Genomic DNA, 19,779 nt, shown 5'->3' on the forward strand with positions numbered 1-19,779 from the left:
TTTGAATGAGGGAAGAACGAAATATACGTACAAAGGAGGATTCCGTTATGTCAGCAGTAGAATGGATTGCGGGAAAACAATATGAAGAAATTATTTATGAAACATACAATGGGATTGCAAAGATAACAATCAATCGTCCAGAAAAACATAATGCGTTCACACCAAGGACTGTTATGGAATTAATTGATGCATTTGCTTATGCACGTGATGATGCAAATGTTGGTGTCATCATCTTAACAGGTGCAGGAGACCGAGCGTTTTGTTCAGGTGGAGACCAGTCAGTTCGTGGACATGGGGGATATGTGGGTGATGACCAAATTCCTCGCTTGAATGTCCTTGATTTACAGCGTCTAATCCGTGTCATTCCAAAACCGGTTGTTGCAATGGTTAAAGGATATGCGATTGGCGGCGGCCATGTACTACATATTGTTTGTGATTTAACAATTGCTGCAGATAATGCTGTATTTGGCCAAACAGGTCCGAAGGTTGGCAGCTTTGATGCAGGATATGGTTCCGGATATTTAGCTAGAATTGTCGGACATAAAAAAGCACGTGAAATTTGGTACTTATGCCGTCAGTACAATGCACAGGAAGCATTAGACATGGGTCTTGTGAACACTGTTGTTCCTCTTGAGCAAGTAGAGGAAGAAACGATTAAATGGTGTGAAGAAATGCTTGAAAAGAGCCCAACTGCTCTTCGCTTCTTAAAAGCTGCATTTAACGCGGATACAGATGGACTTGCAGGCATTCAGCAATTTGCTGGAGATGCTACTTTGCTGTACTATACTACAGATGAGGCAAAAGAAGGCCGAGATGCATTCAAAGAAAAGCGCAAGCCTGATTTTGGTCAATTCCCTCGTTTCCCTTAATAGTCAATGTTACTTTATTGCAGCTTGATGGTCATGCCATCAGGCTGTTTTTATCTAAAAATGGATTTGCAAAAATACTGTTTGATTTGCAAATAAAATTGCATATTTGCAAAATAAGAGTGAATTTGCAAATAAAACTGGTTTTGTGCAAAATTAATAAGTTTTTTGCAAGTATATTTTATTTTATAAAATGAGGTGTACAAATGGCGAATCAAGTGATGCCAAACCTTCTATTAAAGAGAGCATTTCTCACACCTGATAGACCAGCCATTCAATTTAAGAACAAAACATACTCTTTCAAAGAAGTATATGAGAAATCTTATCGGATTGCCGGTCAATTAGTTCAGCTTGGTTTAATAAAGGGTGAGTATGCTGGTGTTTTACTAAGTAATCATGCAGATACAGCATTAATTTACTTAGCATTTCAGTTGCTTGATGTAAAAGCAGTTATTTTAAATAATCGCTTAACAGCTGAAGAAATTGTCTGGCAATTAAATGATTCGAAGACAGTCCATTTAATTACGGAGAAAGCCTTTACACCCAAGAATGAAGAAATAAATAATTTGCTGCCTAAGTTGACAATTATTCCAAAAGAAGAGCTATTTTCAGCAGATTTTATTCAACCAATGATTACAGAGGAAATCAACCTTAATGATGTTTGTACAGTTATGTATACTTCTGGAACGACTGGACATCCAAAGGGCGTGCTGCAAACATACGGAAATCATTGGTGGAGCGCGGTTGGTTCTGCCCTTAACCTTGGGCTATCTGAAAAGGATTGCTGGCTATGCGTTGTTCCCATGTTTCATATTAGCGGGTATTCGATTCTTATTCGGAGCATTGTCTATGGCATGAGAATGGTGATTCACGATAATTTTAATGAACAAGAAGTCATTGAAGCGATTCAGAGTGAAAAAGTAACGATTATGTCTGTTGTGAGCACAATGCTTATTCGGATTGATGCAGAGCTAGGAGATTGCAGATTGCCTAAAGAATTTCGCTGCATGCTCTTAGGTGGCGGACCGGCATCAAAAACATTACTTGAAAACTGTATGGTTAAGGAAATTCCAGTATTCCAAACATATGGAATGACAGAGACGGCTTCTCAAATCGTGACGCTTTCTCCAGAATATAGCTTAAGTAAATTAGGGTCTGCAGGAAAACCGCTCTTTCCTTCTCAATTAAAAATTATAGATCCAAATGGGGAAGAAGAAAGCGTTAAAACTGCAGGTGAAATTATTGTTAAAGGACCAAATGTAACGATTGGGTATTTGAATCGGGAGGAAGAGTCATCGAAAAAAATGGTTGACGGCTGGTTTTCAACTGGAGATATTGGATATATAGACGAAGAAGGATTCTTATATGTTCTGGATCGCCGTTCTGATTTAATTATTTCAGGCGGAGAAAATGTTTATCCTGCTGAAATTGAGGGTGTTCTTACTTCCCATCCAGACATAATTGATGCAGGAGTTATAGGCTTGAAAGATGAAGAATGGGGGGAAGTCCCTATAGCCTTTATATCAGCAAAAACAGAGTTGAATAAAGATGCTATTGCAGCGTTTTGCATTCAGAAATTAGCAAAATATAAAGTGCCAAAACAATTTTTCATCATCGAGCAAATTCCAAGAAATGCGGCTAAGAAAATTTTACGGAGAGAGCTGCGGCAGTATTTGGAGGAATTAAAAAGACAGGATTGCAATTAAAATGCAAATCCTGTCTATGTTAAAAAAGATGGGAGGTTAGGAATATTCGGGTTCAAAGGTTTTACAGTCAGTTTCACGGCTGTTCTCTGCTGTATCCCCTTTGTGGCTGACTACGTAAATTTGTTCAGCTCCACATTTATTCCCTTTTTCCCAGAATGTACAATTATTTACTTCACATAATACATCTTTTGCCACTTCGCTTCACTCCTCTTTGTGCAGAACCTATTTCCGCACTGATTCGTTAAAAACGCAGGTGGTGCTTTCCCACCTATTTTAGCTTGTGGCTGATTGATGTTAAAGATTCATTCCAATTGAAGGATGGACTGGCAATTAGTTATTAAGAGCAGTTTTTAACGCTTCTAAGTTTTCTTTCATAATTGAAAAATAGGTGTTCTCATTGCTTATATCCTCGTCAGTTAAAACAGACAAATTATGAAGTACGAGCGGCTCCGCACCAAGTTCATTTTTGATAATTTCTGTGAGCTTAGAGCTAACATTTTGTTCAAAGAATACGTATTTTAACTTATGCTTTTTTCCTTCAGCAATGATCTTTTCAAGATCTTTTTGGGTTGGTTCATTCGAAGAGTTTAAGCCCGAAACACTTATTTGATCTATGCCATAGCGCTGTTCCCAATAGCCGAATGCCGAATGAGATACGATGATTTCTTTATGCTTTGCATCCTGGATGGTTTGTTCAAAGTCTTTATTTAATTGGTCAAGCTCATCTGCTAACAGACGATAATTTGCATCGAATTCTTCTTTATGTTCAGGCATTTTATCTGTTAAAGCAGTTTTGATAGCTGCTGCTAAATCCTTTGCATACAATGGATCAATCCATACATGCGGGTCGATATCTCCATGATGATGAGCATCATCTTCATGACTATGTTCATCATCATCTTCATGACTATGTTCATCATCATGTTTATCTTCTTCATGAGCTTGAACTTCGTCAAAATGAATATTTTCCCCTGCACCAACCATGGTTACTTCTTCGTTTTGTAATGTTTTTTGAGCCTTTTCCACGAATCCTTCTAATCCAAGACCGACAAATATAAACAGGTCTGCATCTGCAAGCTTAGTCATATCTTTTTGTGTAGGCTCGAATGAATGCTCATCTGCTCCAGGCGGATAAATAGTCTTTGTTTCAACAAATTCCCCGCCGATTCGGTCAGTAAAATATTGCAATGGATAAACGGTTGTATAAATCGAAAGTTTGCTGCTATCTTTATGCTCATCCTTTGATTCGTTTGTACATGCAGTTAAAAGCAAACTAATCATAAGTATAAAAACAAATATAATCTTTTTCATAATTTCCCCTTTCTAACTAATTAAATCGTATTAATTACGATTTAATTAAGAAAAAAATAACTTATTACGCTTAAGTATCGAGTTAATCCGTAATCATTACGATTCCCAAAAGTAATTTTACAAAAAAATATCATGAAAATCAAGTGTTAAATTTGTTTGTATGAAAAGTATTTTGTATCCTTATAAATATAGAAATAAAAATGGGTAAGGAGTAAAGCATATGAAACTACTTGATGAAATATTAGAATTTAACGATGAATTCGTGGCAGAGAAAAAATACGAAGAATTTACAACAACAAAGCTGCCGAATAAACGAATGGTTGTACTAACATGTATGGATACACGTTTAGTGGAACTCCTGCCAAGAGCCTTGAATGTAAAAAATGGGGATATAAAGCTTGTTAAAAATGCAGGAGCAATTGTAACACATCCGTTTGGAAGTATTATGAGAAGCTTGCTTGTAGCCGTTTATGAGCTTCAGGCAGCCGAGGTATTAATTATCGGCCATCATGATTGCGGGATGAGCGGGATGAAGCCGGATGGAATTATGGAGCGTATGAGAAAAAGAGGTAAATCTGAAGCAGCATTGGATACAATTACTTATTCAGGTGTAGATGTTAGAGAATGGCTCAAGGGCTTTGATAATGTAGAAGAGAGTGTTGCTCATAGTGTTTCTTTGGTGAAAAAGCATCCGCTAATGCCAAACGATGTCCCTGTTCATGGATTGGTCATTCACCCTGAAACTGGGAAATTAGATTTAATAGTTAACGGATACGAGGATTAATCTTCTTTTTTCCTTGGCAATTTCTCTGGTACTGGATCAAATCCACCGGGATGAAATGGATGGCATTTTACGATTCTTTTGATCGTAAGCCATCCTCCTTTAAATGCTCCAAAGCGTTTAACTGATTCCAGTCCATAATGAGAGCAAGTTGGATAGAATCGACATGTTGGAGGCTTTAGCGGAGATATGACTATTTGATAAAAACGAATGAAACCAATCATTATTTTTTTCAGCATGTTAGTCAGTCCAATCTTTTTTCGAAAGAATACTCAAATAAAAGATAGCATATATTTATGTATTAGTCGAAAAAAACAAATTCCTTATTTTGTTGATGAAATTACTCGGAATTTAAGTTACAATAGAAGGAGAATCGAAAAAGGAGTGGACATACATGCCTTCAGTTGAAAGCTTTGAATTAGATCATAATGCCGTGAAAGCACCATATGTTAGACATTGCGGAGTTCATAAAGTAGGAACAGATGGGGTTGTAAATAAGTTTGATATTCGCTTTTGCCAGCCAAATAAACAAGCAATGAAGCCTGATGCCATTCATACATTAGAACATCTTCTTGCTTTCAATATCCGTACGTATTCGGAAAAATATGATCACTTTGATATCATTGACATCTCTCCAATGGGCTGTCAGACAGGCTTCTACTTAGTTGTAAGCGGAGAGCCGACAGTAGAGGAAATCATTGATTTGCTCGATGAAACGATGAAAGCTGCTGTTGAAATTACAGAAATCCCAGCTGCTAATGAAAAGCAATGCGGTCAAGCAAAGCTGCATGATTTAGATGGGGCAAAACGTTTAATGCGGTTCTGGCTTGAGCAATCAAAGGAAGAATTGAAGCAAGTATTTGCATAAAGAAAACCGGACTGAATGCAGTCCGGTTTTCTTTATGATGTCTTTTTACCATCTTCTTGCTCGAGGGTATTTTCATTCGTATAAGGATTTTCATCTATTGTATCAACCGTATGCTTGTACGTATATGCTTTAGAGGTTGTAATAACAGAAAGAAAAATGACAATGGCAATTATTATTACCGAAATAGCTAGAATGGCAACCATGATCAAACCTCCTTTACTGTATATAGTGTAACATGAAAGCAGTTTGATTTGATGATTGTTTTCTTATGCTGATTAAAATTCTCATGTGTTTAGCTCGTCCAATCTCAGGGTACTATAAAAGTGGGAGGATGATCATATGAGTGAAAAATTAATCCAATCAGTGAATAAGCAAGTAGCAAACTGGACGATCTTGTACGTAAAGCTTCATAACTACCATTGGTATATCAAGGGGAGACATTTCTTTACTTTGCACGAGAAATTTGAGGAGCTCTACAATGAAGCCAATCAGCATATTGATGAATTGGCAGAGAGAATTCTTTCTCTTGAGGGAAGCCCAGTCGCAACGATGAAAGAATGTTTAGAAATGGCTACTATCGAAGAGGCGACAGGAAAAGAAAAAGAGGAAGACATGGTCAAATCCGTTTGTGCAGATTTTGTTAAAATGGCGGACGAGCTTCAAGAAGGCATTCAGTTAGCAGAGGAAGCGAATGATGAAGGCACAGGTGATATGCTTATTGCCATTAAGCAAAGCCTTAAGAAGCATATTTGGATGTTGAAGGCATATTTAGGATAGTGCATACAAAAAAGATGGTTCATATTATGGCAATAAGCCTATATGAACCATCTTTTTTTATGTATAAAATACGATTTTATTAATGTATATTCCGCTGCTGAAGATTTGGATTACGAGGCTGTCTGTAATCCTCGCTTGCAAACTTCCCCTTTAAGCTTTCAATTAAATAGATCCCCATTAAATTGTATAGCTCTTGGTTATTTAACTCGTTAATCATGCTTAATAAATCTTCTCGGTTCATTTCTTCTAAAAAGGCAAAAGCAAGCATGTCAATATCTTCTTCATCCCCAGTAAGCTTATTTCGATAAAGTTCATATAACTCATCAATAATTTTCATGACTTCACCCCCTGCCTTCGTTTTTATTTCTTTTATTGTATACTTTTTTAATACCCTTGATGATAAAAATTAATCACCTGCGCCTAGTTTTTTTCTAAAGATTAAAAGTAGTATATGTAATTTTCATAAGAATGATCGTAAATTCGCATATTTTATTTCAAAATGTGGGAAACGATAAGTAATGAAGAAAAGGGGCTGAACAGGATGGAACAAAATAAAAAAACTTATTATATAACTGTTGCGCACGGAGAAATCTCACAAAGTGCAACAGATTCTCCTTGGGATTTCAAAATCGAAGCGACAGATAATGAAATTAATGCTTTACGGGAGTATTTTAATCAAAATTATGGAACGGAATGGGCAGGATTTTGGCGAGCCCATGTTCCATTTATAGAATACCACAATGATAAGTCAAATGATGATTATGACAGTACGATTAAAAAAGTGTACGGAATGATTTATCAGCTTGGGGATGAAGAAGCCAAAAAGCATATTGAAGAAATGGGCATTTTAAATGGAGAAAACCAATAATTGAGCTAAAAAAGGAAATCGGCCAATTGCCGATTTCCTTAGATTCATCTAACCTTCAAGAATTTACATGCCCATTTCAACAGCCGAGTCAATTACCTCTTGTGGAACAGTTATTGCTTCTACACTGTTATAGTTGGAATATTGCCCTTTCATTTTTTGCTTCATGGAAATGGTTTGACCTTCAATTGTCATTTCTAAATCCATGTCCATATTTAATGCAACTGGATAAAATGTCTTTTTGTCGACAAGGATTTCATATTCAACAGCATTAATTTTCATCCCGCTTAGCGCGTCTTCTGCGGATATTTCAGGCGGCAATTGCTGAACAGCTGTTTCTTTAATGAAATCATTAAACTTATCGCCTGAAGCCTTTAATTTAAGTATATAATTATTTGTATCCTGTTCAAAAGTAAAGTCCTCTACGAATTGCTGTAATTTCTTCAGCTCATCTCCAGGATTAGATTGCTTGCCAGACATTTGCAAGAATGTGTCTGTCATTTCTTTCGGGAATTTCATCCACTGGCTAGCTGAAGGTTCATAAAAGAACATTCCAGCCTCTGAGAAGTAGCTTTCTGTTTCAAAGCTTTCTGCTTCTTCCCCCATCGACATTTTCATTTTTTGATAGAATGCCATCGGTTCTGTAACGATATTCATATCAATGACTGAGTTTGTTTGGACGTTCAGCTGGTCTTGATCAGAACTCATATTTTGCGCTAAATCCATCTTTACAGAAAAGCTTTTTAAGCCTTCTGAAGCTTCGGTGGATTTATTCATTACTTCTTCAAGCGTCAATTCTGAAGCCTTTTCCTCCGTTTTTTCAGTTGCTGAAGCCTTTTCATTATCTTTTGCGGGCTCATCCACAGGCTTGGCTGTTTGATTACATGCAGCTAACATAAATACTAATAAGAAGCCTGTAAGAATGGAAAGTGTTTTTTTCAAAATAAGCACTCCTTTAATATTAATGAAATAAGAAAAACTTTACATATTTATATCCGTTTCTCTTACCCTCTAATTCTACGATAAAAAAATAGGTAAAGTTTCAAAAAAATGTAATTTACTCCTTTTGTCATGTAAGAAAAATATGGAAGATGTCATTAGTCACGATTTTTTTTTCGCTGTATAATAACTGTATGAATGCAGAATGAAAAGAGGTATTGTGATGGAAACATTTATTGATGCGAATGGTGGTTTGGTCAAATTATCATTTAGCCCGCATGCGTTTGACAAACAGCCGGAGCATGTTCTTGTAATTTGTAAGAGAGGCAAGGAATGGCTGCTTACGAATCATAAGAAAAGAGGGCTGGAGTTTCCTGGTGGAAAGCTTGAAAAGGGGGAAACACTGGAAGAGGCAGCGCGTCGAGAGGTAATGGAAGAAACAGGAGCCACTCTAAAGCGTGTGGAACTCATCGGTGAATATGAAGTGTCTTTGAATGAAAAGACTTTTGTAAAGGCTATATTCTACGGGGAGGTAGAGATGGTTAGAGAAAACCTCCATTATTATGAAACAAACGGACCCGTACTTATCGATGGAAACATATTAGATTTAAGGTGGGGAGATGAGTACAGCTTTATTATGAAAGACGAAGTGGTTGAAAGGAGTATTTTAAGAATAGGGGAATAGGAGTAGAAAGGAGGAGTTATATGCTGCGTATCAATCCGGATTCTTTAATTCTTATTCCAGCATTTGCGACAATCCATTGTGAACCCAACTGGAAATGGAGAAAACGCAATAAACCACTCCCAAACTACGATTTGTTTTATGTATGGAGCGGAAAAGGGACAGTGGTTCTTAATGGAAAAGCATACGATGTACATAAAGGCAGCTGTTTTCTATTTAAGCCCGGGGATTGGACGACGGCTGCCCATGATCCGCAATATCCGTTAGTGATAAGCTATATCCATTTTGACTTGAAGGAACCCCCAGAATTAGTGCCAAAAGCTTATCGGATTGTTCAAGATCCTATTCCCTTTGAATCCCTGCTAACACGTTATGTTCGCTTATTCTTGGTAAAAACCTTTGGAGCTGAAATTGAGGCAAAGCTGATCCTCAAGCAATTAATGATTCACCTGTTAAGGGAAGAACGGGAAATAGATAAGCAGCTGGAGCATTCAAGCAACGATCTTTTAGAAACAATTCGGGAAATCGCTAATTTTATCCAGCAGCATCCGGGTGATCCGCATTCGATCGAAAGTTTAGCAATAAGAGCGAATCTTTCTCCACGTTATTTTTCCAAAAAATTCAAAGAGATTATTGGACATACCGTTAGGAATTATATTATTCATTCTCGAATTAATCGAGCAGAGCACTTGCTCCATAATATGGGAATGACAGTAACAGAAGCTGCAGATGCTCTCGGCTATAATGATCTTCATTTTTTCAGCAGGCAATTCAAAAAGTATACAGGGAAGAATCCTTCGGATATACGTTAGAAGCCTTCTCGTTAACTTACAGGGAAACTTGTTTTATGTTTCGTTATTACTCTAAGTTTTGCCTTTAACTTATAAAATATTATGCAAGTCTATATTTTGCGGTGGCCTGTATACTAATCATCCTAAATCCTATGAAAGTATTTTTTGGAAAGAAAATATAGTGCGATCTATAAATCTCCTCCCAACACGTAGTCATATGAACTACGTGTTTTTGTCTTCTTTTTAAATATGTAAAAAAGTGCAAATATTTGATAAATAGGTGTAAATCCAAAAGGTCTTTCGGATGATAAGATGTATCATAACATTTAAGATTAGCAGACCGACAATGGGGGATTCCTATGACAACGAATTATATTCAGCAGCTGTTTGCGGACCGTATAGGCGGACGGCAATTTGGATTGAATGAGGAAATATACAAATTTGAAATGATTAAACGGGCAAAACGAGAAGCTATTCAAGCGAATCCGCATATGGAGCTAATTGATTTAGGAGTTGGTGAACCTGATTCCATGGCCGATGATAGGGTCGTGCAAAAATTAACAGAAGAAGCTGGAAAACCCGAAAACCGCTTTTATGCAGATAACGGAATACCTGAGTTTAAGCAAGCGGCTGCCTTTTATATGGAAAAGGTATTTGGCGTTTCGAATCTTAATCCGGAAACAGAAATTAACCATGTGATCGGTTCAAAGTCAGCATTAGCCATGCTGCCTACAGCTTTCATTAATCCAGGGGACCTCACGTTAATGTCCTCACCTAGTTATCCAATTTTAGCTACCCATACAAAGTACTGTGGCGGGGATGTCGTTCTGCTGCCCCTAAGGGAAGAAAATTCGTTTCTGCCAAAGCTAGATATATTGAGTGATAGTGTCCTAGAAAAGGCGAAGATCCTGTATTTAAATTATCCCAACAACCCGACTGGCGCGACTGCAACTGCTGCATTCTTTGAAGAAGCTGTTCAATTTGCGAAGCGACATAATCTAATTGTCGTGCATGATGCCGCGTATTCAGCCCTTGTTTTTGATGGAATACAGCCGCTAAGCTTTCTTTCCGTACCAGGAGCAAAGGATGTTGGCATTGAGCTCCATTCCTTATCAAAATCATTCAATATGACTGGCTGGCGAATTGGTTTTATTGCAGGGAATGAAAAGCTTGTTAAGGCGTTTGCAACTGTTAAGGATAACAATGATTCTGGTCAATTCATCGCCATTCAGAAAGCGGCTGCCTTTGCACTGTCACATCCGGAAATGACCATTCAAACTGGTGAAAAATATTCACGGAGGCATGAATTATTGGCAAATGCATTGGTTGCATGTGGCTTCAATGCGGAGAAGCCAAAGGGATCATTTTTCTTATATACAAAGGCACCGAAAGCAGTTGCAGATGGTCCATCATTTCAATCGGCTGAAGAGTTTAGCCAATATTTAATCCGTGAGCATTTAATCTCCACTGTTCCATGGGATGATGCAGGTCAATATGTACGTTTTTCAGTTACCTTCCAAGCAAATGGGATCGATGAAGAGCTTCGAGTAATCGAAGAAATAAAAGGTAGATTAAGCCGGGATGTATTTATCTTTTGAAAGGAGGGCTATTATGCAATTTACGAAAATGCATGGATTGGGGAATAATTATATCTTTTTTAACTTATTGGAAATGCCTATGGAAGAACAAGACTTTGAACAGCTTGCTAGAACAGTCTCCAATGTAAACACAGGAATCGGATCGGATGGCATGATTTTAATCTGCCCTTCAGAAATCGCTGATTTTAAAATGAGGATTTTTAATGAAGATGGGTCAGAAGGGAAGAATTGTGGAAATGGCTTGCGATGTGTAGCAAAGTATCTCTTCGACCACATGTATGCAACAAGGACAGATTTTTCAATTGAAACGTTAGGCGGAATCGTTCATGTCAAGGTGGAACCAGATAAAAAACGGATTGTCCGATCAGTGACGATTGATATGGGAAATCCAAAACTGACAAAAGGGATGATACCGATGAGAGGAGACCCAGAAGCACGGACAATAAATGAACTTTTTACTTTTGGCAAGCGAAGTTTTCATTTGACATGTGTTTCGATGGGCAATCCACATGCGATTCTATTTGTTGATAATGTAGACACATTTCCATTAGAAGAAGTAGGTCCTGAAATTGAATACTCCGATTTATTTCCTGAACGGGTAAATGTAGGCATTGTTCATGTGAAAAGCCGCCAAGAGATCTATTACCGTGTATGGGAGAGGGGCTCTGGGCTAACGATGGCCTGTGGCACGGGTGCGTGTGCAGCTGTTATTGCAGCTACATTAAATCACTTAGTTGATCCATATATTCCAATAACCGTTCATCTCCCAGGAGGGCAGCTGACAATAAGCTGGGACGAAAATGATCATGTTTGGAAAAGGGGGGAAGCGGCATATATTTGCCATGGTGAATTAGTGTTGGAAGGATAATTAAAAAAGTGAACAAGTCATCAATAGCTTTGATTGATTCTAGTTTTTCCTATAAAAATACCAAAAAAATCACCAATAATATATTTCAGTAAAGGGTGGAAATAAAATGACAAAGTCTTATAGCAAAGATGAAATTATGCAAGTCGCCAAAGAGGAAAATGTCCGATACATCCGTTTACAATTTACTGATTTATTCGGAACAATAAAAAATGTGGAAATTCCAATTAGCCAGCTGCCAAAGGCATTGGATAATAAAATGATGTTTGATGGCTCATCAATCGAAGGATTTGTCCGCATTGAAGAGTCAGATATGTATTTATATCCTGATCTGGACACATTTGTGATTTTTCCATGGACAGCTGAAAAAGGGAAGGTTGCCCGATTGATCTGCGATATTTATCATCCAGATGGCACGCCATTTGAAGGAGACCCTCGCAGTAATTTAAAGCGAATTTTAAATGAAATGAGAGAATTAGGATTTACGGATTTTAATGTAGGACCAGAGCCGGAATTTTTCTTATTTAAGCTAGATGAAAATGGTCAGCCTACGCTTGAACTGAACGATCAAGGCGGATATTTTGATTTGGCCCCAACCGATCTTGGAGAAAACTGCCGCCGTGATATTGTTATAGAGTTAGAAGAAATGGGCTTTGAAATTGAGGCTTCCCATCATGAAGTGGCACCCGGGCAGCATGAAATTGATTTTAAATATCAGAATGCATTAAAGGCATGTGATGATATTCAAACATTTAAGCTTGTTGTGAAAACAATTGCCCGCAAGCATGGACTTCATGCAACATTTATGCCTAAGCCATTGTTTGGTGTGAACGGATCTGGTATGCATAGTAATCTTTCTTTATTTAAGGAAGGTGAGAATGCTTTCTATGAGAAGAGTGGTTCGTTAGAGTTAAGTGAGACAGCGAGGCAATTTATTGCAGGCATTTTAAAGCATGCCCCTAATTTTACAGCCATTACAAATCCAACAGTTAATTCGTATAAAAGGCTAGTTCCTGGTTATGAGGCTCCGTGTTATGTCGCGTGGTCTGCGAGAAATCGAAGTCCGCTTATCCGCATTCCTGCATCTCGTGGGTTAAGCACTCGTGTAGAGGTAAGAAGTGTAGACCCAGCTGCAAATCCATACTTGGCAATGGCTGTTTTATTAGCTGCAGGATTAGATGGAATAAAAAGCCGTTTAACTCCGCCTGAACCAGTAGATAGGAACATCTACGTTATGTCTAAAGAAGAACGGATTGAAAATGGCATCGCAGATTTGCCGTCTACATTAGCACATGCACTTGATAATCTAAAATCAGATGAAGTAATTACAAGTGCGCTAGGTGTGCATCTTTTTGAACATTTTATAGAAGCGAAAGAAATCGAGTGGGATATGTTCCGCACGCAGGTTCATCCATGGGAGCGAGAGCAGTATATTTTACAATATTAATAGTTAAAAAATAACGAAAGAGTGTGATAATTCGTGTGTGGAATAACAGGATGGATTAATTGGCATCGAGATTTGACAAAAGAAGAATTCATCGTGGGAAAAATGGCGCAAACTCTAGCAAAGCGCGGTCCAGATGCTTCGAGTATCTGGAGCGCACACCATGCCTCATTTGGACATAAACGGCTAATCGTTGTTGATCCAGAGGGTGGCGCACAGCCGATGACTAAAATAAAAAACGGAAATACTTATACGATCGTATATAATGGGGAGCTTTATAATACAGAGGACATTCGGAAAGAATTAATCCAGCGTGGCCACTTATTTAAAAGTCACTCAGATACGGAAGTTCTTTTAACTTCTTATATAGAATGGGCAGAAAGCTGTACAGCCCATTTAAATGGAATCTTTGCCTTTGCTGTATGGGATCATGGGCAGGAGAAGCTTTTCATGGCGAGGGACCGGCTTGGTGTAAAACCACTTTTTTATAAGGAGGAATTTGGATCCTTATTATTTGGTTCAGAGCTGAAAGCCATTTTGGCTCATCCGAATGTGAAAGCAGAGATTGATAAGGAAGGACTTCAGGAAGTGTTCGGATTAGGTCCTTCTAAGACACCTGGTCATGGAGTTTTTAGGGGAATCAAGGAACTTCGCCCTGCTCATGCTCTTACATTTACAAGAAATGGCATGAAAAAATGGCGCTATTGGAATGTGGAAAGCAGGAGGCATGAGCATTCATTAGATGATACCGTAGATCATGTAAGATTTTTAGTAAAGGATGCTGTTGAACGCCAGTTGGTTGCAGATGTGCCTGTTTGCACTTTTTTATCAGGCGGTATTGATTCAAGCGCCCTCAGTGCCTTTGCTTCTGCTTATTTTAAAAAGGAAGGAAGAGGGCCACTCCATACGTATTCGATTGATTATGATCGCAACAGTGAGTATTTTGAAGCAAGCACGTTTCAGCCTGATCAGGATGGTCCATGGATTCAAAGGATGCAGCAGTATCTGGGCTCAATCCAACACTCAGCGATTATTAATAATGAACAGCTAGCCGACCGTTTGGAGGATGCCGTCCGGATGAGAGATTTGCCAGGCATGGCAGATGTCGACTCTTCTCTTCTATGGTTTTGTGAGCAAATGAAACAGGATTTTACTGTTGCTTTGTCAGGGGAATGTGCAGATGAAATTTTTGGGGGATACCCGTGGTTTTATAGAGAAGAATTGCTTCATACAAATGGGTTTCCGTGGATGAGATCACATGCTGAAAGAGAACAGCTGCTTCTTCCAAAATGGCAGGAGAAGCTTGATTTACAAGGCTATGTGAAAGAACGCTACAATGAAACAATTGCAGAAACCCCGCTGCTAGATGGAGAATCATCAGTTGAAGCTCGCCGCAGGGAAATGTTTTATTTAAACATGGTCTGGTTCATGCAAACATTGCTTGATCGCAAAGATCGGATGAGCATGGGTGCAAGCTTAGAGGTGCGTGTGCCCTTTGCTGATCATCGTATCGTGGAATATGCATGGAACATTCCATGGGAGATGAAAATGCTGAATGGCCGTGAAAAAGGTATATTACGAAAGGCTCTTGAGGGGGTGCTTCCTAATGAGGTACTTTATCGGAAAAAGAGCCCATATCCCAAAACCTATCACCCGCAATATATGAAACTTGTAAAAAATAAACTAACAAATATCCTCAACAACAAAACATCCCCAATCCTAGAAATCATCTCAAAGCAAAAAGTTCAAGAAATCATTGATTCAGACGGATCCTCATTCAAAGTCCCATGGTATGGTCAGCTTATGACAGGACCCCAGCTCATCGCTCATCTAGCACAAATAAATATGTGGCTTCAAGAGTATGAAATTAATATTATTGATAACTAAAAATAGGGTTGTAAGAAAAGCAGCTGCCGCTTTTCTTACGACCCATTTTTGATTATTTTTCTTTCTAACAGTTCAACCAGCTGATACATAATTGTTGCAAATACAGCTATCACAAGCAGGGAAAGCATGACAAGTGTGAAATTAAATACTTGGAATCCATAGATGATCATGTACCCAAGACCTTTTGAGGCAACAAGAAATTCCCCAACAATGACACCAACCCAAGATAAGCCGACATTGACTTTAAGAGTGGATATGATAACGGGGAAAGAGGCAGGTAAAATGGCCTCCTTAAAAATTTGAAATCGGGTGGCGCCAAAAGTTTGCAGTACCTTAATATAGTTTGGATCGACTTCTTTAAATGAAGTATAGACAACAATGGTTGTGATGATGATGGAGATGATTGCACCCATTGCTACGATGGATGTAAAGCTCGGGCCAAGTGCTACGATCAATATCGGACCGAGTGCTACTTTCGGCATCGAGTTTAATACGACTAAATAAGGATCCGCTATTTTTGAAAGCAGCGGTGACCACCAAAGGATGGCAGCTAGTAAGGTACCAAGTACGGTCCCTAAAATAAACCCAAATATCGTTTCAAAAAGAGTATAGCTTAAATCTACAAATAAAGTTCCGTCTTGAACTTTTGCAAGGAAGAGCTCCCATACTTTGGATGGTGAACTAAAGATTAATGGATCAATCCACTGCATTCTGCTAGCAATCTCCCATCCTGAAAAAAAGACTAGAAAAATAATAAGCTGGTAAAAACGGACCCATTTCTTTTCACGTTTTAATGATTGAAGATATCTACGGTGTCCTTGTTCAATGTTTGTTTGCGGGTTCAAGAGATTCCAGCTCCTTCCAGACAGTTTGAAAGATACTTGAATAAGCTTCATGGCTCCGTGCACTAAATGGCGTTGCTTCTCTTAATTCATCAGGCATAATAAACGTTTTGTGAATCTGTCCTGGACTGGAGGAGAACAGGAAAATACGGTCGCTCATCGCGATGGCTTCTCCGATATCATGGGTAACTAATATGGCTGTTTTGCCAAATGATTTTAATGTATTTGAAACGAGATCTTCTAGCTTTAGCTTTGTTTGATAATCGAGTGCCGAGAAAGGTTCATCAAGCATAAGCAGCTTTGGCTCGGTTGCTAATGTTCTAACTAAGGCAACCCGCTGCCTCATTCCGCCAGATAGTTGTTTTGGATATTGTTTCTCCACTCCTTTAAGCCCCATTTTGTCGAGTAAGGTGAGTGCGTAATCTCTGTTGGCATCATTTATGCTTCCGCCAATTTTGAACCCTAATAAGATATTTTCCTCAATTGTTTTCCATGGAAAGAGATAATCCTGCTGGAGCATGTAGCCAATATTTTTGCTTGCTTCTTGAACGTCTTTTCCCTCTAATGTAACAGTTCCTGCTGTCGGCTCAAGCAAGCCGGCAATGATCGACAGCAGGGTTGTTTTTCCGCATCCGCTTGGGCCAAGGAAGGAAACAAATTCTCCCTCCCCGATCTCAAGTGAAATATCGGAGAGGGCTGTTGTGGCAGAGGTTTTTGTAAAGTACGTATGGTGAATTCCTTGTAAGCTTAAGAAATCCATGGGAGCCCTCCTTACTATCCTTCATTTTTAAAAACTTTGGTTTAGGGACGAAAAGCAAGTAATCGAGCCCGGTATTGAGTAAAAAGCAGATGCATGGGAACGAAAAGCGAGCAATCGTCCCCGTTAATGAGTAAAAAGCAGATGCACGGGAACGAAAAGCGTGTAATCGTCCCCGTTAATGAGTAAAAAGCAGATGCACGGGAACGAATAGCGAGCAATCGTCCCCGTTATTGAGTAAAAAAGCAAATGCATGGGAACGAAAAGCGAGTAATCGAGCCCGTTATTGAGTAAAAAGCAGATGCACGGGAACGAAAAGCGTGTAATCGTCCCCGTTAATGAGTAAAAAGCAGATGCATGGGAACGAAAAGTGAGTAATCGTCCCCGTTAATGAGTAAAAAGCAGATGCACGGGAACAAAAAGCGAGCAATCGTCCCCGTTAATGAGTAAAAAGCAGATGCACGGGAACGAAAAGCGAGCAATCGTCCCCGTTAATGAGTAAAAAGCAGATACATGGGAATAAAAAGCGAGCAATCGTCCCCGTTAATGAGTAAAAAGCAGATGCACGGGAACGAAAAGCGAGTAATCGAGCCCGTTATTGAGTAAAAAGCAGATGCACGGGAACGAAAAGCGAGTAATCGAGCCCGTTATTGAGTAAAAAGCAGATGCACGGGAACGAAAAGTGTGTAATCGAGCCCGTTAGTGGGTTAAAAGTAGTTACACTGGAATGAATAGAAGTTACTTCATTACACCTTCAGCAATTTCTGTATTGACAAGTGTTTCATAGTCAATTCGTTCAGGCAGTTCGCCAGCTTCTTCCATGACATCTTGCAGATTATTCCATCCATCTTCATTTAAGATCGGATTTGTTGCAAAAGAGCCTTGATTTTTATACCGTTCAACAACCATTTCAATTGTTTCGATATTTGTGTTGTCAAAATAGCCTTTAATTGCATCTGCGATTTCTTTTGCATTATGTGAGTCCACCCATTGCTGAGCCTTATAAATAGCTCTTGTAAACTTTTCAATCGTTTCTTTCTTTTCTTTAATGGTGCTTTCTTTTGTCATAAAGGTTGTGTATGGAAGGTTCCCTGACTCTTCGCCAAAAGAGGCAACAATATGGCCTTTGCCTTCTTGTTCAAATACACTGGCAGTAGGTTCAAAAAGCTGGACATATTCCCCAGTCCCGGAGGCAAAAGCTGGAGCGATATTAGCAAAATCAACATTTTGGATTAGATCTAAATCTTGATGTGGATCAATGCCATGTTTCTTCAGAACGAATTCACCAACCATTTGCGGCATGCCGCCTTTGCGCTGTCCAAGGAAGGTTGCCCCTTTTAATTGATCCCAAGAAAAATTGTCTATTTTTTCACGGGAAACTAGAAAGGTTCCATCTGTTTGAGTAAGTGCGGCAAAGTTGATAACTGGATCATTTGAGCCTTGAGCATAAACATAAATGGATGTTTCAGAGCCTACAAGGGCAATGTCGATACTGTCTGACAATAAGGCAGTCATCGTCTTATCTCCGCCAGCAGTAGTTGTCAGTTCAACATTCAGTCCCTCTTCTTCAAAAAAACCTTTTTCAAGTGCAACATATTGCGGCGCATAGAAAATGGATCTTGTTACTTCACCGATACGAATATTTTGAACCTTATCTTTTCCACAGGCTGCAAGGGGTATAATAAGAATGGCAATTAAAACAAGGGAAAAACTAACTTTTAGCCATTTTTTCATCACTCAAACCTCCATTAATCACAAGATATATCAGCTTCAAAGCCTACATTATCGTATGAGGGTGCAAAAAATGTGTGAATGCCTAGTAAAAAATTTTTATCGTAAAGTGGAATCCGATTAAAGCCTGAGATATTCCGGTTAAATTTCGGAATAATCCGTTCAAAATACGATAATTCGGTTAGATTAAGAAATATTTCGGTCAGTTTGCCACAAGAAGGAGATGAACACAGGTTGGATCCGATAATACATAAGGAAAGATTTCCATCACCAAACCCAAGCATTGAATTATCTATCGTTACCTATCGATCAGACGGATTAAAAGTGAAGGGGCTTTTAGCAGAGCCAAAAGGAAATGAAAGCTATGATGGTTTTCTCTACTTGCGCGGAGGAATAAAAAATGTTGGGAAAGTTAGACCAGGGCGTATTGTTCAGTTTGCGTCAGAAGGATTTATTGTCTTTGCCCCATTTTATCGGGGAAATCAAGAGGGGGAGGGGGATGAAGATTTTGCTGGAGCAGATCGGGAGGATGCCTTTTCAGCTTTCAGACTCCTTCAATCCCATCCCAGGGTAAAAGGAACACATATTTTTGGTTTTTCAAGAGGGGGAGTCATGGCGCTATTAACGGCTATTCAATTTCCTGAGGCAAAATCAATTGTTACCTGGGGGGGTGTTAGCGATATGTTTCTAACATATGTGGAGAGAGAGGATCTTCGGCGAATGATGAAGAGAGTGATTGGTGGAACCCCAACAAAGTTCCCAGATCGATATGAGTACCGAACGCCCCTTTTTCAAATAGAGAGGCTTCAGCCCCCTGTTCTAATTATTCATGGAGAAAAAGATAAAAATGTTTCAGCCGAGCACGCCTATCGTCTGGAGAAAAGATTGAAAGCGCTAAATAAAAAAGTAGAAAGCTGGTATTTTCGGGAGTTTACCCATTATTTTCCCCCTGCAATCAATCGGAAGGTAGTCCAAGATTTAACCAATTGGATGAAAAAACAGTAAAAAAGGAATTGCCAGTAAAGGCAATTCCTTTTTTCGGGGAATGAAGCTAAATTTATATCGATAT

The 19,779-nt window shown here is 38.8% G+C and carries 22 protein-coding genes; 13 read left to right on the top strand and 9 right to left on the bottom strand.

Annotated elements, in window-relative coordinates; translation table 11 throughout:
- Positions 1-47 precede the first annotated feature (47 nt).
- Both menB and C1726_RS16560 read left to right on the top strand, forming a co-directional pair.
- Positions 48-869 carry a 1,4-dihydroxy-2-naphthoyl-CoA synthase gene (menB, locus tag C1726_RS16555; protein WP_102274157.1) on the top strand — a complete coding sequence of 274 codons (822 nt, stop codon included), beginning with the start codon at positions 48-50 and terminating at the stop codon, positions 867-869.
- A 203-nt stretch (positions 870-1,072) separates the two neighbouring features.
- On the top strand, positions 1,073-2,572 hold the full coding sequence (locus C1726_RS16560) for an o-succinylbenzoate--CoA ligase (protein ID WP_102274158.1): 1,500 nt from the start codon (positions 1,073-1,075) through the stop codon (positions 2,570-2,572).
- A gap of 36 nt (positions 2,573-2,608) precedes the next feature.
- Here C1726_RS16560 and C1726_RS16565 read toward each other — a convergent pair whose 3' ends face one another.
- Entirely contained in the window at positions 2,609-2,767 is a 159-nt protein-coding gene (locus C1726_RS16565; RefSeq protein WP_075209209.1) for a DUF1540 domain-containing protein, read from the bottom strand.
- A gap of 135 nt (positions 2,768-2,902) precedes the next feature.
- The gene (locus C1726_RS16570; RefSeq protein WP_102274159.1) at positions 2,903-3,883 is read right to left on the bottom strand and encodes a metal ABC transporter solute-binding protein, Zn/Mn family; all 981 of its coding nucleotides are present in this window, start codon (positions 3,881-3,883) and stop codon (positions 2,903-2,905) included.
- 220 nt (positions 3,884-4,103) lie between these two features.
- Here C1726_RS16570 and C1726_RS16575 point away from each other — a divergent pair, with 220 nt between their 5' ends.
- Complete coding sequence (locus C1726_RS16575; RefSeq protein ID WP_102274160.1) at positions 4,104-4,667, top strand: beta-class carbonic anhydrase; 564 nt, start codon at positions 4,104-4,106, stop codon at positions 4,665-4,667.
- On the opposite strand, the gene yidD is transcribed toward C1726_RS16575, so the two are convergent.
- Positions 4,664-4,903: a membrane protein insertion efficiency factor YidD gene (gene yidD, locus C1726_RS16580; RefSeq protein ID WP_102274161.1), complete on the bottom strand. Its 240-nt coding sequence runs from the start codon at positions 4,901-4,903 to the stop codon at positions 4,664-4,666. The two genes, C1726_RS16575 and yidD, sit on opposite strands and share 4 nt — an antisense overlap.
- A gap of 155 nt (positions 4,904-5,058) precedes the next feature.
- Between yidD and C1726_RS16585 the strand changes: the two genes are divergently transcribed.
- Entirely contained in the window at positions 5,059-5,532 is a 474-nt protein-coding gene (locus tag C1726_RS16585) for an S-ribosylhomocysteine lyase (RefSeq protein ID WP_102274162.1), read from the top strand.
- Positions 5,533-5,564: 32 nt separating this feature from the next.
- Here C1726_RS16585 and ytzI read toward each other — a convergent pair whose 3' ends face one another.
- Complete coding sequence (ytzI, locus tag C1726_RS16590; RefSeq protein WP_102274163.1) at positions 5,565-5,735, bottom strand: YtzI protein; 171 nt, start codon at positions 5,733-5,735, stop codon at positions 5,565-5,567.
- 136 nt (positions 5,736-5,871) lie between these two features.
- Here ytzI and C1726_RS16595 point away from each other — a divergent pair, with 136 nt between their 5' ends.
- A complete protein-coding gene (locus tag C1726_RS16595; RefSeq protein WP_102274164.1) occupies positions 5,872-6,309 on the top strand; it encodes a Dps family protein in 438 nt (145 codons plus the stop codon).
- Positions 6,310-6,388: 79 nt separating this feature from the next.
- Here C1726_RS16595 and C1726_RS16600 read toward each other — a convergent pair whose 3' ends face one another.
- Positions 6,389-6,646 carry a DUF6154 family protein gene (locus C1726_RS16600; RefSeq protein ID WP_102274165.1) on the bottom strand — a complete coding sequence of 86 codons (258 nt, stop codon included), beginning with the start codon at positions 6,644-6,646 and terminating at the stop codon, positions 6,389-6,391.
- Positions 6,647-6,850: 204 nt separating this feature from the next.
- Here C1726_RS16600 and C1726_RS16605 point away from each other — a divergent pair, with 204 nt between their 5' ends.
- Positions 6,851-7,177: a hydrolase gene (locus C1726_RS16605; RefSeq protein ID WP_102274166.1), complete on the top strand. Its 327-nt coding sequence runs from the start codon at positions 6,851-6,853 to the stop codon at positions 7,175-7,177.
- Between the two features lie 63 nt (positions 7,178-7,240).
- On the opposite strand, the gene C1726_RS16610 is transcribed toward C1726_RS16605, so the two are convergent.
- Entirely contained in the window at positions 7,241-8,116 is an 876-nt protein-coding gene (locus C1726_RS16610; RefSeq protein ID WP_102274167.1) for a DUF6612 family protein, read from the bottom strand.
- 220 nt (positions 8,117-8,336) lie between these two features.
- Between C1726_RS16610 and ytkD the strand changes: the two genes are divergently transcribed.
- The 6 genes from ytkD (at position 8,337) to asnB (ending at position 15,380) form a co-directional block, all read left to right on the top strand.
- Positions 8,337-8,798: an RNA deprotection pyrophosphohydrolase gene (ytkD, locus tag C1726_RS16615; RefSeq protein WP_102274168.1), complete on the top strand. Its 462-nt coding sequence runs from the start codon at positions 8,337-8,339 to the stop codon at positions 8,796-8,798.
- Positions 8,799-8,818: 20 nt separating this feature from the next.
- Positions 8,819-9,607, top strand: coding sequence for a helix-turn-helix domain-containing protein (locus C1726_RS16620; RefSeq protein ID WP_102274169.1), 789 nt, complete (start codon positions 8,819-8,821; stop codon positions 9,605-9,607).
- 338 nt (positions 9,608-9,945) lie between these two features.
- Complete coding sequence (locus C1726_RS16625) at positions 9,946-11,184, top strand: LL-diaminopimelate aminotransferase (RefSeq protein ID WP_102274170.1); 1,239 nt, start codon at positions 9,946-9,948, stop codon at positions 11,182-11,184.
- A 13-nt stretch (positions 11,185-11,197) separates the two neighbouring features.
- Positions 11,198-12,052, top strand: coding sequence for a diaminopimelate epimerase (gene dapF, locus C1726_RS16630; protein WP_102274171.1), 855 nt, complete (start codon positions 11,198-11,200; stop codon positions 12,050-12,052).
- Between the two features lie 106 nt (positions 12,053-12,158).
- The gene (gene glnA, locus C1726_RS16635; RefSeq protein ID WP_102274172.1) at positions 12,159-13,496 is read left to right on the top strand and encodes a type I glutamate--ammonia ligase; all 1,338 of its coding nucleotides are present in this window, start codon (positions 12,159-12,161) and stop codon (positions 13,494-13,496) included.
- 33 nt (positions 13,497-13,529) lie between these two features.
- Entirely contained in the window at positions 13,530-15,380 is a 1,851-nt protein-coding gene (gene asnB, locus C1726_RS16640) for an asparagine synthase (glutamine-hydrolyzing) (protein WP_102274173.1), read from the top strand.
- A gap of 35 nt (positions 15,381-15,415) precedes the next feature.
- On the opposite strand, the gene C1726_RS16645 is transcribed toward asnB, so the two are convergent.
- From C1726_RS16645 to C1726_RS16655, 3 genes are all read right to left on the bottom strand, one after another.
- Positions 15,416-16,225, bottom strand: a complete 810-nt coding sequence (locus C1726_RS16645) for an ABC transporter permease (RefSeq protein ID WP_102274174.1) — start codon at positions 16,223-16,225, stop codon at positions 15,416-15,418.
- Positions 16,203-16,982, bottom strand: coding sequence for an ABC transporter ATP-binding protein (locus tag C1726_RS16650; RefSeq protein WP_102274175.1), 780 nt, complete (start codon positions 16,980-16,982; stop codon positions 16,203-16,205). Before C1726_RS16650 ends, C1726_RS16645 begins: the two co-directional genes overlap by 23 nt.
- A 735-nt stretch (positions 16,983-17,717) precedes the next feature.
- A complete protein-coding gene (locus tag C1726_RS16655) occupies positions 17,718-18,713 on the bottom strand; it encodes an ABC transporter substrate-binding protein (protein ID WP_102274176.1) in 996 nt (331 codons plus the stop codon).
- Between the two features lie 231 nt (positions 18,714-18,944).
- Between C1726_RS16655 and C1726_RS16660 the strand changes: the two genes are divergently transcribed.
- The gene (locus C1726_RS16660; RefSeq protein ID WP_102274177.1) at positions 18,945-19,715 is read left to right on the top strand and encodes an alpha/beta hydrolase family protein; all 771 of its coding nucleotides are present in this window, start codon (positions 18,945-18,947) and stop codon (positions 19,713-19,715) included.
- Positions 19,716-19,779: the final 64 nt, after the last annotated feature.

Origin of the sequence: Cytobacillus massiliigabonensis, from assembly GCF_900199725.1 — a bacterium.
GTDB lineage: Bacteria > Bacillota > Bacilli > Bacillales > Cytobacillaceae > Cytobacillus > Cytobacillus massiliigabonensis.

Coding starts and splice junctions, on each gene's coding strand:
- menB (WP_102274157.1), top strand. CDS start 48: ATGTCAGCAGTAGAATGGATTGCGGGAAAACAATATGAAGAAATTATT.
- C1726_RS16560 (WP_102274158.1), top strand. CDS start 1,073: ATGGCGAATCAAGTGATGCCAAACCTTCTATTAAAGAGAGCATTTCTC.
- C1726_RS16570 (WP_102274159.1), bottom strand. CDS start 3,883: ATGAAAAAGATTATATTTGTTTTTATACTTATGATTAGTTTGCTTTTA.
- C1726_RS16575 (WP_102274160.1), top strand. CDS start 4,104: ATGAAACTACTTGATGAAATATTAGAATTTAACGATGAATTCGTGGCA.
- yidD (WP_102274161.1), bottom strand. CDS start 4,903: ATGCTGAAAAAAATAATGATTGGTTTCATTCGTTTTTATCAAATAGTC.
- C1726_RS16585 (WP_102274162.1), top strand. CDS start 5,059: ATGCCTTCAGTTGAAAGCTTTGAATTAGATCATAATGCCGTGAAAGCA.
- ytzI (WP_102274163.1), bottom strand. CDS start 5,735: ATGGTTGCCATTCTAGCTATTTCGGTAATAATAATTGCCATTGTCATT.
- C1726_RS16595 (WP_102274164.1), top strand. CDS start 5,872: ATGAGTGAAAAATTAATCCAATCAGTGAATAAGCAAGTAGCAAACTGG.
- C1726_RS16600 (WP_102274165.1), bottom strand. CDS start 6,646: ATGAAAATTATTGATGAGTTATATGAACTTTATCGAAATAAGCTTACT.
- C1726_RS16605 (WP_102274166.1), top strand. CDS start 6,851: ATGGAACAAAATAAAAAAACTTATTATATAACTGTTGCGCACGGAGAA.
- ytkD (WP_102274168.1), top strand. CDS start 8,337: ATGGAAACATTTATTGATGCGAATGGTGGTTTGGTCAAATTATCATTT.
- C1726_RS16620 (WP_102274169.1), top strand. CDS start 8,819: ATGCTGCGTATCAATCCGGATTCTTTAATTCTTATTCCAGCATTTGCG.
- C1726_RS16625 (WP_102274170.1), top strand. CDS start 9,946: ATGACAACGAATTATATTCAGCAGCTGTTTGCGGACCGTATAGGCGGA.
- dapF (WP_102274171.1), top strand. CDS start 11,198: ATGCAATTTACGAAAATGCATGGATTGGGGAATAATTATATCTTTTTT.
- glnA (WP_102274172.1), top strand. CDS start 12,159: ATGACAAAGTCTTATAGCAAAGATGAAATTATGCAAGTCGCCAAAGAG.
- C1726_RS16650 (WP_102274175.1), bottom strand. CDS start 16,982: ATGGATTTCTTAAGCTTACAAGGAATTCACCATACGTACTTTACAAAA.
- C1726_RS16655 (WP_102274176.1), bottom strand. CDS start 18,713: ATGAAAAAATGGCTAAAAGTTAGTTTTTCCCTTGTTTTAATTGCCATT.